General features: G+C 54.2%; 8 protein-coding genes. 5 read left to right on the top strand and 3 right to left on the bottom strand.

Going from position 1 to position 14738, the window contains the following annotated elements:
• Positions 1-62: 62 nt before the first annotated feature.
• A complete protein-coding gene (locus CRP01_RS05000; RefSeq protein ID WP_099148913.1) occupies positions 63-1100 on the bottom strand; it encodes an endonuclease/exonuclease/phosphatase family protein in 1038 nt (345 codons plus the stop codon).
• Positions 1101-1499: 399 nt separating this feature from the next.
• Here CRP01_RS05000 and CRP01_RS04995 point away from each other — a divergent pair, with 399 nt between their 5' ends.
• Complete coding sequence (locus CRP01_RS04995; RefSeq protein ID WP_143473276.1) at positions 1500-4304, top strand: TonB-dependent receptor; 2805 nt, start codon at positions 1500-1502, stop codon at positions 4302-4304.
• Between the two features lie 70 nt (positions 4305-4374).
• Positions 4375-6405, top strand: a complete 2031-nt coding sequence (locus tag CRP01_RS04990) for a DUF5689 domain-containing protein (protein ID WP_099148911.1) — start codon at positions 4375-4377, stop codon at positions 6403-6405.
• A gap of 173 nt (positions 6406-6578) precedes the next feature.
• Here the strand turns inward: CRP01_RS04990 and CRP01_RS04985 are convergent, their stop codons facing one another.
• Positions 6579-7250 (bottom strand): hypothetical protein, encoded by a 672-nt coding sequence (locus tag CRP01_RS04985; protein WP_099148910.1) that lies wholly within the window; start codon positions 7248-7250, stop codon positions 6579-6581.
• Between the two features lie 432 nt (positions 7251-7682).
• On the opposite strand from CRP01_RS04985, the gene CRP01_RS04980 reads away from it, so the two are divergent.
• The 3 genes from CRP01_RS04980 (at position 7683) to CRP01_RS04970 (ending at position 14011) form a co-directional block, all read left to right on the top strand.
• Positions 7683-9320: an NAD(P)-binding protein gene (locus CRP01_RS04980; RefSeq protein WP_099148909.1), complete on the top strand. Its 1638-nt coding sequence runs from the start codon at positions 7683-7685 to the stop codon at positions 9318-9320.
• A gap of 55 nt (positions 9321-9375) precedes the next feature.
• Positions 9376-12954, top strand: a complete 3579-nt coding sequence (gene nifJ, locus CRP01_RS04975; RefSeq protein WP_099148908.1) for a pyruvate:ferredoxin (flavodoxin) oxidoreductase — start codon at positions 9376-9378, stop codon at positions 12952-12954.
• A 70-nt stretch (positions 12955-13024) separates the two neighbouring features.
• The gene (locus tag CRP01_RS04970; RefSeq protein ID WP_099148907.1) at positions 13025-14011 is read left to right on the top strand and encodes a dihydroorotate dehydrogenase-like protein; all 987 of its coding nucleotides are present in this window, start codon (positions 13025-13027) and stop codon (positions 14009-14011) included.
• Positions 14012-14031: 20 nt separating this feature from the next.
• Here the strand turns inward: CRP01_RS04970 and CRP01_RS04965 are convergent, their stop codons facing one another.
• Entirely contained in the window at positions 14032-14310 is a 279-nt protein-coding gene (locus CRP01_RS04965; RefSeq protein WP_099148906.1) for a hypothetical protein, read from the bottom strand.
• Positions 14311-14738 lie beyond the last annotated feature (428 nt).

Here is a 14738-nt window from a genome sequence, read left to right as displayed (position 1 = left end):
CGGGCGGAGGTGCCGGCTAATTTTCAGGATAACGGCCCGAAGCACACCTCCGCCCGTCGCGATCATTCCACTTCTTTGACCAGATACACATAGACCGGATAGTGATCCGAATAGCCGCCCATGTAATTATCAAAATCAAAAGTACGGAACGGATAACCCTTGTACTTCCCCTTTTTCTGGATCAGGTAACTCGGGTTGTGGATATGGGCCCGGTAGTAGCGGTATCCATCGGCCTTACCGCTCACAATGGGGTAATTCAACAGGATCTGGTCGAACAGACTCCAGGCGTCGCGATAGGCCAGGGTACCGAATCCCTTTTTGTAGTATTCGTACATGGGGTTGTAAAATCCCTTGGGACGCACCCGGTCGGCTTTAGCCTGCGCCCGGATCACTTTTTTGAGACTCGGACTTACCGGATCATCGTTGAGGTCGCCCATGATGATCACTTTGGAGGCCGGATTGATGGTCGTGAGCGAATCGCTGATCTCCTTGTTGCGCAGCGCACCGGCGTTGCGGAAGGCCCGCGTGGCGCTTTCCCCCCCGCTGCGGGAAGGCCAGTGGTTGACCAGAACGTAGAGTGGATCACCATCGAAAGTACCGCCAACCAGCAAAATGTCCCGGGTGAATACCCGTTCACCGGCATCGTTGTAGATCATCAGGGGGATGGCCTTGCTCTCCGTTACCTGGAAGTATTTGCTTTGGTACAACAGCCCCACATCGATGCCCCGCCGATCCGGGGATTCGTAGTGGATGATCTGGTAATTCCGGTCTTTGATGGCGTCCTGCTGCACGAAGTCTTCGAGCACCTTGCGGTTCTCCACTTCGGCTACGCCCAGGATGGCCAGGCCGTCCGGGCTCAGCTCGGTGCCCAGTTCGGATACTACCTTGGCCAGATTGGTCTGCTTCTCCCAATAGATATCATCGGTCCACAGGCGTTTGCCCGTCGGGGTAAACTCTTCATCGAATTTACCGGGCTCGTCCTCGGTATCGAACAGGTTCTCGAAATTGTAAAAACCGATGGCGCCAACTTTTACGCTTTTTTGGGCCAGAGAAATGCTGCTGATGGCAAGAAAAAGGAAAAGACTATTGAGAAACTTCATTCGGATCATTTTAATCAATGTGCTAAACGTGGATCTCCGAAAAGATCGACACCAGAATATTTTTGGGTATTTCAGAATAGGGTAGGAAATAGGCAGCAGTCTGTGTTGCGTACGCAAAGGTCGGACCATTAGACTAAAAAATGAAAGATGCGCGGTAATAAGTTTATGTTAAATTTTACGGGCTCTGCTGGATCAAGCTAAAAAGAAATCTTACCTTTGGGCTGCCTTTTTAAAAAAAGATTGAGGATTGCGATCCATCAATTCCCATCCTGTAAACGCGAGTGTCTTCGTTCCAAATGCTAAACAGACTTGGAATACAAGCACTTGTGCAACATTCATCGACCAAGATTTTCATTCTATAACAATCGCCTACCTGCCGTAGGCTGATAATCTTATTTTATGCCTAAACATTTCCTCACTGCACTGTTTTTTCTTTTGACGTTCGGTCTGATCCCGGAGATCGGGGCCCAGTCCGTCCTCGTCAAAGGGAAAATTGTGGACCAACAAACCAATGAGCCCATCGGTCAGGCTACCGTCCGGGCGTTTTCCCAGGAAACCGATACCGACGAAACCGGCGCTTTTGAATTCACGGTACTTACCAGCGAAAAGGTGTTGACCATCTCCATTTCCGCGCCTTCGTACCGGGATTTGGAGAAAAGTATGGACATTCCCGCTCTGGGAGCGATCGACCTGGGAACCCTCTATCTGAATACCGAAGAAAATATCGGCCAGATCGGAGCGGAGGACATCATTCCGACCATTACCCTGTCCACCGATGAAGATGCGGTCGTACAGAATATCTCGGGCCTGCTGACGGCTTCCCGGGATGTTTTTATTTCGGCGGCGGCCTATAATTTCGGCCCCTATCGCTTCAATATCCGCGGGTATCGCTCGGATCACACCACCATGCTGATCAACGGCGCTCCCGTCAATGACGTGGAGAGCGGCGGGCTTTTCTGGAGCCGCTGGGGAGGATTGAACGATGTGCTGCGCAACCAGACCCTGGTAGTGGGTATGGATGCCAACAGTTTCGCTTTCGGCGGAGCCGGCGGTGCCAACTACGTCGATACCCGGGCCGCGGGGCAGCGCAAACAGCTGAGGGTTTCCTACGCCCTGTCCAACCGTGCTTACCGGAACCGGATCATGGGTACCTGGTCGTCGGGACTGTTACCCGGAGGTTGGGCGGTCTCGCTGTCCGCCAGCCGGCGTTGGGCACAGGAAGGGTATGTAGACGGCACATTCTACGATGCTTATTCCTATTTCCTTTCCGTAGATAAAAAGATAAACGATTACCATTCGATCAACCTGACCGCTTTCGGCGCGCCGGTGATCCGCGGTCGTAACGGAGCGGCAACGCCCGAGATGTACGATCTGGCCGGTTCCAATTATTACAACTCCTACTGGGGCTACCAGAACGGCGAAAAACGCAATTCACGGGTGGTCAATGCCCACCAGCCGATGGTGATCCTGCGCCACGATCTGGATGTGTCCGAAAAAACGCACATCACTACGGCAATGTCCTACCAATTTGGTCGCTACGGTTCTTCGGCGCTCGACTGGTACAATGCCCGGGACCCACGGCCGGATTACTACCGCAAATTGCCCAGCTATATCGACAATGAGCAGGCGGTAGCGGTGGAAGATGTGCTGCGCCGCGATGAATCGGCCCGCCAGCTGGACTGGCACCGTTTTTACGACGTAAACCGCAGCAATATCGAAACCATCGAAAATGTAGACGGTATCGATGGGAATGATGTGACCGGCAAGCGGGCACAATACGTGGTGGAAGAGCGTCGCTACGATAGCGAAACGGCCACTCTAAATTCCATCCTGGAGATCACCGCCACCGAGAACCTGACGCTGAACGGAGGGGTAACCTACCAGTTTTTCCGCAACAAGTCCTTCAAGGTGCTGGATGATCTGCTGGGTGCCGACTTTTACGTCAACATCGACAAATTTGCCGAATTCGAAGATACGGGTGACAATAGCTTTATTCAGAATGACCTGGATCGGCCCAACGGACTGGTACGCCAGGGAGATGTGTTCGGTTATGATTACCACATCAACGTGTCTAAGGCGAATGCCTGGTTGCAGGGAGATTTTACATTTAACCGCATCGACTTTTTTCTGGCCGGCCAGGTGGGCAGATCCGAGATCTGGCGGGACGGACAGATCCGCAACGGTAAATTCCCGGATCGATCCCAGGGCGAATCCGAGCACGCCAGCTTTACGGAATACGCCGCCAAGGGCGGTCTGACCTTCAAGCTTGACGGACGAAACTACCTGTTTGCCAACAGCAGCTACCAGCAGCGGGCGCCTTTTGCCCGCTACACTTTCCAGTCGCCGCGTACCCGGAATGACCTGGTGGAGAACCTCATGCCCGAAAAGATCCTGGCGGTGGAAGGTGGTTACCTGCTGAAAGCGCCCTATGCGAAAGCACGGGCGGTGGGTTACTACACCCAGATCCGCGATCAGTTATATAACCGCAGTCTGTTCCTCGATGATCCCACGCCGAGTAACGATGAGACGAACAGCGGTTTCGTGAATTACATCATGAACGGTGTCGATACCCGTCACATGGGACTGGAACTGGCGGCCGAGATCCGGGTACTGCCTCGCCTGAAAACCACTGCGGTGGCGGCGCTCGGGGAGTACATTTACACCAACCGGCCCACGACGGAGATCTATATCGATAATTCCGGTACCAAGTTCACTACCGGCACCAAATACCTGAAGAACTTTTACGTCGCCAACGGTCCGCAGCAGGCCTATACCTTCGGATTGAACTACGAAGGCAAAGAGTACTGGTTTGCGAACCTCAACCTGAATTTCTTCAACAATACTTTCATCGATATCTACCCCGAACGCCGCAGCCTGGAAGCGGTTTCCTACACGGAAAACCCGGAATTCCAGCAGCAGGTAGTGGATCCCGAATCCCAGCTCTGGCAGGATATCATCTACCAGGAAAAAGCAGACAGTGGCTATACGCTGGATTTCTTCGGCGGTAAATCCTGGAAGATCAATAACGTATTTTTGTACCTCAATGTCGGGGTAAATAATATCCTCGATAATACCGATCTGGTAACCGGAGGCTATGAGCAGTTTCGCTTCGACTTCGAGGGCAAGGATGTAAACCGTTTCCCAAGCCGCTATTTCTACAGCTTCGGACGGAATTATTTCATCAGCCTGGCGTTCAGGTATTAAGAGCCGGAGGGAGGTTTCGTACATTCTCCCGACCTCAAAATTCATTATAGACTACTGAAAAACAAAATATATGATTCGTTCCATTTTATCTTTCCGTTTTCTCTTTCTGGCGGCCCTGCTGGTCGGTTTTGCCGCCTGTGTCGATCACGAGTTCGACGAACCGCCGGTCGGTGGCCTCACCGATCTGCGGGCCAATGCGACCATTGATGAGCTCAAGGCCCTGCACACGCTCGGTGCCGATCCGACGCTGATCACAGAATCCCTGCTGATCGAAGGGGTGGTGGCCGCGGATGATCAATCCGGTAACCTGTTCCGCCAGATCGCCATCCAGGATGCCAGCGGCGGGATCATTCTGCGTTTGAATGCGACCGGTCTGTTCAACGACTTTCCGGTAGGTACGCGCCTGGTGGTGGATTGCCAGGGACTGTATATCGGTGATTACAACAACCTGTACCAGCTTAACGGCAGTCCGGACAGTGGCATTGAGGAGAACCTGATCGCCGAGCACGTTTTCGTAGCGGAGCGCGGACTGACGGTAGAACCGACCGTGGTGACGATTGACGAACTGTACAATCAGGCTACGTTGGATAATCTGCTGGCTACTCTGGTGAAATTCGAAAATGTCCAGTTCATCGACGCCAATACGGATGTACCCTATGCGGATATTGCCAATCGCCAGTCCGTTAACCTGACCCTGTCGGATTGTGACGGCAATGAGATCATTGTCCGTACCAGCGGCTACGCTGATTTTGCGAACGAATTAAGCCCCAGTGGAAACGGAAGCCTGACCGCGATCCTGACTATTTTCGGCAACACGCGCCAGCTGGTACTGCGGGATCCTAGCGATATTCAGATGACCGGCGAACGCTGCGGCGGTGCTTCAACCGGTGGAGAACTGATGAACATCAGCGCTCTGCGGGCGGCATTTGACGGAGGTAGTTCCACGGCACCGGATGATTCCAAGATCCGCGGTATCGTGATCTCCGACGGCAATGCCGGTAACTGGACGGGGCGCAACCTGGTGCTGCAGGACGGTACCGCCGGTATCGTGATCCGTTTTGCCGATAACCATAATTTCTCTCTGGGCGATGAACTGGAAGTAACCGTTTCCGGTCAGGAACTTTCGGAGTTTGAATCCTTGTTGCAGGTCAATAATGTACCGCTGGGTAATGCGGTGCTGATCGGTCCGGCCAGTCAGCCCGATCCGCGGGAAGTCACGGTCAGTGAATTGCTGGCCAATGCGGAAGCCTGGGAATCGACCCTGGTTCGCCTGAATGACGTCACCCTGAGCGGTTCCAGCACGTTCAACGGTTCCATTACCGTGACCGACGGAACGGGGAGTGTTGAGATGTATACCCGGAGTGCGGCCAATTTCTCGGGATCCGCGCTACCTGCCGGAACCGTTGATGTGATTGCCGTAGTTTCTCAATTTGGAGATCCGCAGATCATCATTCGTAACCTGGATGACGTGATCGGCGGTACCAACAGCGGTGGCGATCCGGAGGCCACTACGGCTCTGGCCCTGCGGGAAGCTTTCGCCAACGGAGCTACCCTGGCACCGGCCGGTAAAACCATTCGCGGCATTGTTATTTCGGATAGGGACAGTGACAATATTACCGGACGTAACCTGGTGCTGCAGGATACCAGCGGCGGTATCGTGATCCGCTTTACGGATAACCACGACTTCGCACTCGGAGAAGAAGTGGAGATCAATGTTTCCAATCAGGAATTATCGGAATACAGTGGCTTGCTGCAGGTGAATAACGTACCGAACAGTCAGGCCGTCAGCTTCGGTAACGGCACCCTGCCTACGCCCCGCGAAGTAACGATCGATGAGATCCTGAACAATATGGAAGGGGACCAAAGCTGGGAATCGACCCTGGTATTGATCAAAACGGCGACGATCAGCGGCAGTAGTACTTTTTCCGGCACTACTACCGTAACGGACGAAACCGGCTCTATCGCGCTTTATACCCGCAGTGCGGCCAATTTCTCCGCTAATGAAGTGCCTTCCGGTGAAGTAGACATTATCGCGATCGTCTCGGAGTTTAACGATCCGCAGATCAACCTGCGGAATCAGTCCGATGTGATCGTGCCTTAAGATAAAGCACATAATTGCTAAAAAAAGTCAGAGCGTGGGTTTAACAACCCACGCTCCCTTTTTGACTGATAAAACAAACCCTACTGATACATTTCTTTTGCTAGCTCCCGATGTGTCCATCAGGTATCGGATGATGGAGACGCTGTGTCCCACCGGTTTTTAGACTTCGATGCTTAATTCTGGTTCTTAAAAATAAATCCGAATTGCTCCACGCCGGTGCCGATCGGTCCGAGGTCCGGTCCGTAGGTCTGTCCGTCAATGTGGTACGCACCGACTACATGCCATTCAAAATTGTCCGTGAGCGGGCAGTTCCCTATAGTAATGTTGCTCACCATAGACAGGTCACCTCCCGGTGAGTGGATCGTGATCTGGGCTTCCCCCGTGGCGGAGGCTACGAATTTACTGTCGGATCCGTCACCTTTACCGGCTGCTCCGAGGGCATCGAGACCCAGGATGGGATCCGTTGGGTCCATGCCCGGTGCTTCGAACAATACGTTCCAGATGGTGTACACGCCGTTCGGGATCAGTCCGCTCAGGGATAGCTGTACTTCAATGCCGTTCTCCCGACAAATGGCTTCGGCTACGCCGCTGACCGTACTGAATTCTCCCCAGGTCAGTTGGTGACCGTCCGGTGCGTTTACGGGGTTCTTCAGGCGACTTTCGTAGATCAGGTCCGTGGCGGAACTCGGCATCTCATTGGCATCATTCCGTACAAAGAACGGGATCGTGATCACGGAATCATTGGTTTCGGTGGGGCCTACATATTCGTCTTTATCAGAGCAGGCGGATAAAATAACCAGGCTTAGTACCGCGAATACTGCGGATTTGAAAAATGAGGTTTTCATAAATGAAACAGGTTTTTGATAGGTTCGAAATGTTGATAGCACAATGTTCGGGACAATCCCGGCAGCGGGAAACGCCGGTTGATCGGATACCGGTGCTGGCGTAGGGAATCGAGGACTTCCCTGAGTAAAGTGCCGCGACACCCGCTCCGGTTAGCAGGCAGGCGTCGAACTCAAAATAACCGCCCATTCACTCAGGATTTTGGTCATATCGGCCGGCCGTACACACTTCTATTCGCGCTGAAAGACCGGAAACAATCAGTACCGAAACTGGCAATAATTTCACTCCGTCATGATCTAAATCACTCCACTCACTGATGGCTTTCATCCGATCGGCCATTCATATTTGAGAACTTGGAGGTCAAACCGGCTGATCCGGCAGGGAAATCTCTTACTGGGTGGCCTACTCCATTTTTTCACTGATTGAAATATGATATGAATCATTCCCACCGGCCCGATCTAACGGCACCGGCCGATCTGATCACCCACGAAAAGGGTACCGGGCCCCAACGCACGCAACATCCGGTCTATATGGATTTTTTACCCCCCTGCAATCACGCCTGTCCGGCCGGGGAGAACATTCAGGCCTGGCTGGGGCTGGCTCAGTCCGGAAAGTACCGGGAAGCCTGGCAGCGGCTGGTGGAAGAGAACCCGTTCCCGGCTATTCACGGCCGGGTATGTTATCACCCCTGTGAAGATTCCTGCAACCGGGCCCATATCGATCAGACCGTCAGTATTCACGCCATTGAACGCTTCCTGGGGGATAAAGCGATCGAAGAGGGCTGGTCGGTGACGGTACCGCCGCCGGACAGCGGAAAAAGAGTGATGGTGATCGGTGCGGGGCCCAGTGGACTGTCGGCAGCCTATCATTTACGCCGACTGGGGCACGAAGTGGAGATCTTCGAGGCAGGTCCGGTCGCCGGAGGTATGATGCATTTTGGGATACCGCCCTATCGTTTACCGCGCAACGTTCTGGACCGCGAAGTGGACCGCCTGGTGGAAATGGGGATCAGGATTCACCTGAACGATAAAATAGACGATGTGCTGCTGCGCCGTAAGGAAGGTAATTTCGATGCCGTGTTCGTCGCCGTCGGCGCTCACCTATCCAAAAAAGTGGACATCCCGGCCCGCGATGCGGGGCAGATCCTGGATGCCCTTACCTTCCTGAAGGATGTAGAGGCCGGCCAGGCGCCCAAACTGGGCCGGCGGGTGGCCATTTACGGTGGCGGTAACACGGCCATGGATGCGGCCCGGGTGGCAAAGCGCCTGGGTTACGATCCGCTGATCATTTACCGCCGGGACCGGGAACACATGCCCGCGCACGAGTTTGAAGCGGACGAAGCGCTGGCCGAAGGCGTAAAGATCAACTGGTTGCGAACGATCAAGGAAATTGATGAGACTTCCTTCCGGGTAGAGGTCATGCGGATCAACGAGCAGGGCCGTCCGGAAGGCACCGGGGAATTTGAGACCCTGGAAGCCGATGCGCTCATCCTTGCTCTTGGGCAGGATACGGATACACATTTCCTGAAAAAAATACCGGGCATCGAATTCGACTGGGGCGGAACGGTCAAAGTAGGACCGGATATGATGACCGGCCACACCGGCATCTTTGCCGGCGGCGATATGGTGCCGAGTGAACGCACGGTGACCGTAGCGGTCGGGCACGGTAAAAAAGCGGCCCGGTTCATCGACGGCTGGTTGCGAGGCGAACCCTATCGGAAACCGGCCTCCAATCCCCTGATCGGCCACGAACGCCTTCATCTCTGGTATAAGACTTACGCTCCGCACGCCATCCAGGCCGAAACCGAAGTGCGGGAACGCACCCGGGATTTCCGGGAAGTAGTGGCCGGGCTGACCGAAGAAGAGGCCCGCTACGAAGCAATGCGCTGTCTGTCCTGCGGTAACTGCTTTGAATGCGACGGCTGCTACGGTGCCTGTCCGGAAGAGGCGGTTATCAAGTTGGGGCCGGGGAACAAATACCGGTTCAATTACGATCTGTGCACGGGTTGTGCGGTTTGCTCCGAACAGTGCCCCTGCCACGCTATTGAAATGATCACCGAATTGGCCGGATAGCCGATCTGTGGTCCCGGGATGCGTCCCAATTACCGAACATTCTAATCTTCAAATCATGAAGGCAACAACTGAAAATAAAATGGTCACCCTGGACGGCAACGAGGCGGCGGCGCACGTGGCTTACCGGGTGAACGAAATATGTGCAATTTACCCGATCACTCCGTCCTCACCGATGGCCGAACATGCAGACGAATGGGCTGCCAAAGGCATCAAGAATATCTGGGGCGATGTGCCGGAGGTGGTGGAAATGCAAAGTGAAGGTGGGGCGGCCGGCGCCGTCCACGGCGCCTTACAGACGGGAGCCCTGACGACCACCTTCACGGCTTCGCAGGGACTGATGCTGATGCTGCCAAATATGTATAAGATCGCCGGTGAATTGACCACGGCTGTGTTTCACGTTGCCGCTCGTTCGTTGGCGGCCCAGGCGCTGTCTATTTTCGGCGATCACAGTGATGTCATGGCCACCCGCGCCACGGGCTTTGGCCTACTGGCGTCGGCTTCGGTGCAGGAAGCGCACGATATGGCCCTTATTAGTCAGACAGCCAGCCTGGAAGCCAGGGTCCCCTTCGTGCATTTCTTTGACGGATTCCGGACTTCGCACGAAGTGAGCAAGATCCACCTGTTGTCGGACCAGCAGATCCGCGACATGATCGACGACCGGTGGGTGTTCGATCACCGGAAGCGGGGGCTCAATCCGGACCGGCCTTTCATCCGGGGTACTGCCCAAAACCCGGATGTCTATTTCCAGGCCCGGGAAACCGTCAATCCATTTTACGAAAAAACGCCCGGGATCGTAGCGAATGCCATGCAGCGTTTCGGCGATCTGACGGGACGATCTTATCATCTTTTCGAGTATACGGGAGCGCCGGATGCAGAACGAGTCATCATTTTAATGGGCTCCGGCGCTCACACTGCTGCCCAAACGGCTGAGTTCCTGGCGGCGAAAGGCAAGAAAGTAGGAGTGGTGCAGGTACGTTTGTACCGGCCATTCTCTATCCGTCACTTGCTGGAGGCAATACCCGCCACCGTCCGCAAGATTGCGGTGCTGGACCGGACCAAAGAACCGGGAGCCATCGGCGAGCCGCTATACCAGGACGTACTCGCAGCCTATATGGAGGATATGCAGGACGGAGGACTTACCGCGATCCCGAGGATCGTCGGTGGCCGTTACGGACTGTCTTCCAAAGAATTTACTCCGGCAATGGTGCGGGGGATCTTCGAAGAACTCAATAAAGAACAACCGAAAAATCATTTTACGATCGGTATTCAGGATGATGTCACTCATACCAGTCTGCCCTACGATCCGGAATTTGAGCTCGTCGATCCGACCATGACGCAGGCCCTCTTTTTCGGGTTGGGGGCCGACGGAACGGTGGGTGCCAACAAAAATTCCATCAAGATCATCGGCGGCCATACCGATCTTTACGCTCAGGGCTACTTTGTATACGACTCCAAAAAATCGGGCGCCAAAACGGTTTCCCACCTGAGATTCGGGAAAAACCCGATCCGTTCGCCATACCTCATTCGCCGGGCGGATTTCATCGCCTGCCATAAGTACAACTTCATCGATAAGGTGGAAATGCTGGCTTTCGCCAAACCGGGCGCAACCTTTCTGCTGAACAGCCCATTCGGTGCGGATGAGGTATGGGCACAGTTGCCCCGATCCGTGCAGGCGGCGATCCTGGAAAAACAGTTGAAATTCTATGTGATCGATGCCTCCAAAGTGGCCCAACAGGCCCGGATGGGCGCCCGGATCAACACCATCATGCAGACCTGCTTTTTTGCGCTGTCCGGGGTATTGCCGAAAGACGAAGCCATCGGTTACATCAAAAAGGCAATTGAAAAGACCTATTTCAAAAAAGGCCGTTCGGTTATTGAGCAAAACTTCCAGGCCGTAGATCTGGCGCTCAGTCATTTGTACGAAGTGCCGGTCCCGGCGGCGGTAACCAGTAAGCGCGAGCTGCCGCCCATCGTTGCTCCGGAAGCGCCTCCTTTCGTGCGGGAAGTGACCGCGATGATGATGGAGGGCCGGGGTGACGAATTACCGGTTAGTATGCTGCCGGAAGATGGCACCTATCCCAGCGGCACCACCCGTTGGGAAAAACGGAACATCGCGGATGAGATTCCTGTCTGGGATGCCCAGGCCTGTATCCAGTGCGGAAATTGCAGTTTCGTCTGTCCGCATTCTGTGATCCGGGCCAAGTTCTTCCACAGTACCCATCTGGAAGATGCACCTGAAGCCTTCGCGTCGGCTCCGATCAACGCCCGGGGATTTCCCGAAACCCGCTATACGCTACAGGTCTATCTGGAAGATTGTACGAGTTGCAATCTTTGCGTGGAAGCCTGCCCGGTAGTGCATCCGGAGGACCCCAAAAAGCGGGCGATCAATATGGAGGAAAAAGCGCCGATCCTGGAAAGGGAACGGGAAAATATCGAGTTCTTTGAGAACCTGCCGATGAACGACCGGGCCAAGATCGATTTTTCTCTGGTCCGCGGGGCGCAGTTCCTGGAACCCTTATTCGAATTTTCCGGAGCCTGTGCGGGTTGCGGAGAAACGCCCTACGTCCGCTTACTGACTCAGCTGTTCGGTGACCGACTGATCGTGGCCAACGCCACGGGCTGTTCTTCCATCTACGGCGGCAACCTGCCCACCACGCCTTGGACGACCAACCGGCACGGACAGGGACCGGCCTGGTCCAACTCGCTCTTCGAAGACAATGCCGAATTCGGTCTGGGCATGCGGGTAACGGTCGATAAACATACCGCTCTGGCCCGCAACCTGCTGGAAGGCCTATCCGATCTGCTGGATGCCAAACTGGTTGATCGCATTCTGCACAGCTCGCAGGAACTGGAATCGGAGATCCAGGCCCAGCGTTACCGCGTCGGTAAGCTTAAAACTGCCTTGTTGAAAATGGGGACTTCGGAAGCTCAACAGTTGCTGTCGGTAGCCGATCACCTCGTTCGCCGGTCGGTCTGGCTGGTGGGGGGTGACGGATGGGCTTACGATATCGGTTCCGCCGGTTTGGATCACGCCCTGGCCAGCGGTAAAAATATCAACGTCCTGGTGCTGGATACCGAAGTGTATTCCAATACGGGCGGGCAGATGTCCAAGGCTACTCCGACGGCGGCAACGGCCAAATTTGCGGCCGCCGGGAAACGGGTCGGTAAAAAAGACCTGGCCATGCAGGCGATCTCTTACGGTAACGTTTACGTCGCTCAGATCGCCATGGGCGCCAATCCACAACAGACCCTGCTGGCTATGCGGGAAGCCGAAGCTTATCCCGGGCCATCGCTCATTCTGGCTTACAGCCACTGTATTGCCCACGGCATCCGGATGGATAAAGGGCTGGACCAGCAGGATCTGGCCGTCAAATCCGGTCACTGGCCTCTGATCCGCTACAATCCCACGCTGCGAAAAGTCGGTAAAAATCCGTTCGTGCTGGATTCTCCGCGACCCAGCATTCCACTGAAGGAATACGCTTACAAAGAACTGCGCTATCAGATCCTGAGTCGGACCAATCCGGAAGAAGCAGAACGACTGATGAAACTGGCCCAGGAGCTGGTCAATATCCGGTGGCAGAGCTACGAAGATATGGCCAGCTGGACGGCGGATTCATTTACGCCGGTAGCCTAAAAAAATGGTGTTGAGTTGATCCTGGGTGGTGAAATCCCGGATCACTTCAACCCTACAACACGATAAAACAATGAACCTACAAACTAACTATCTCGGTTTAAAACTGCGTTCCCCCATAGTGGTATCCGCCTGTCCGTTGTCCGAAAACGTAGACAACATCGTACAGATGGAAGATATGGGAGCCGGCGCTGTGGTATTATTCTCCCTTTTTGAAGAGCAGATCAAGCGCGAGTCGGCGTATTACGAATCGGTGCTGGCCGCTACCTCCAATTCCTTTCCGGAGGCCCAGGATTACTTTCCCGGGCTGGATGACTACCGGGTAGGATCGGATCAATACCTGGAGATCATCCGGCAGGCAAAGGAACAGGTGGATATGCCGATCATCGGCAGCCTGAACGGGATCACGGATGCGGGCTGGATCGAATACGCCCAACTGATGGAAGAAGCCGGCGCCGACGGCCTGGAAGTCAATGTATTCTACATTCCAGCCGACCTGGAAATGGAGGGAGTGGCGGTAGAACAACGCTATCTGGATATTGTCCGGCGTATCAAAGCCAATGTGCAGATACCGGTAGCCGTCAAGCTCAATCCGTACTTTTCCGCCATGGGAAATATGGCCCGGCAACTGGCACTGGCCGGTGCGGACGGTCTCGTTCTGTTCAACCGGTTTTACCAGCCGGATTTTAATATCTACGAGCTAAAGGTCAATCCCAGTCTGGAATTCAGTGACGCGAGCGAGATCCGCTTACCGCTGCTCTGGTTATCCGTGCTTTCGGGAAGGGTCAATGCTTCCCTGGCGGCTACCACCGGGGTGCAAAGCGCGACCGAAGTAGCTAAATACCTGCTGGCCGGCGCAGATGTGACCATGACGGCTTCCGCCCTCTACAAATACGGCATCGGCTATCTGGAAACCATGCACGATGATCTGCGCACCTGGATGCGCCGGATGAAATTCGAATCCGTTGAGGCCTTCAAAGGGTTGATGAGTCAGCGCAATATCGCCGATCCGAGCGCTTTCGAACGGGCGAATTACATCCGTATTCTGGAAGGCGTTTAAACGAAGAGGAACACTGCTCTTTATTCCACCTCCGTCTCCGTGCGTTGACCGCGGAGGCGACGCATACCGTACTGCACCGCCACCAGCACGATCAGGCCGATAAAGTAGGATGCGCCGAACATCAGCCATTCGTAATCGTCCTTTCTCAGGGCTTCCCGCTTGGCGGTGAGGCCCCAGAGGTTGACCAGTCCGCGTTTGACGAAAAACTTGGAGACCAGGGTAGAGGCGAGCAATCCCGCCAGGTAACCCACGGAGAGGTTCAGGGCCTCGTGGGCCATAAAGGTTTGAAATCTTTTCATGGATGTATTCAGATTTGTCGGCGTCGAAATTAGTGAAAAAACGCGGGGTGCCGACCGCAGAAGCTGGAATGGTACGCAAAAAAAAATTACCTTTCAAAACCGGGAGACGAATACCGGCCAAAAGGTAAACCGGATTATACTGAGGTGAAGTGGTTTGGGAAATATTGCCGAACGTTGAAAATTAATAACGAATGAATTCACCGCTAAGGCTGCTAAGCCGCAAAGTGTTACAATGACTTATATCAAGAAAATTTGCTGATGCAAATTTTCGATTTTTTGCGGCTTTAACAGTTAAGAACGCAAAGCTTAGCGTCTTGGCGCCTCGTATGTTTGTAACGAGTCAAAAAGTTCATTGAAAATAATGTTAGTTTGCTACCGCACTGGGACACGAGTTATTTGCGCCTAAACACCAATTCAATAATTGGATG

The organism is Flavilitoribacter nigricans DSM 23189 = NBRC 102662, from assembly GCF_002646595.1.
In the GTDB taxonomy this organism is placed as follows: domain Bacteria; phylum Bacteroidota; class Bacteroidia; order Chitinophagales; family Saprospiraceae; genus Flavilitoribacter; species Flavilitoribacter nigricans.
This window is presented reverse-complemented; position numbering and strand designations above follow the sequence as displayed.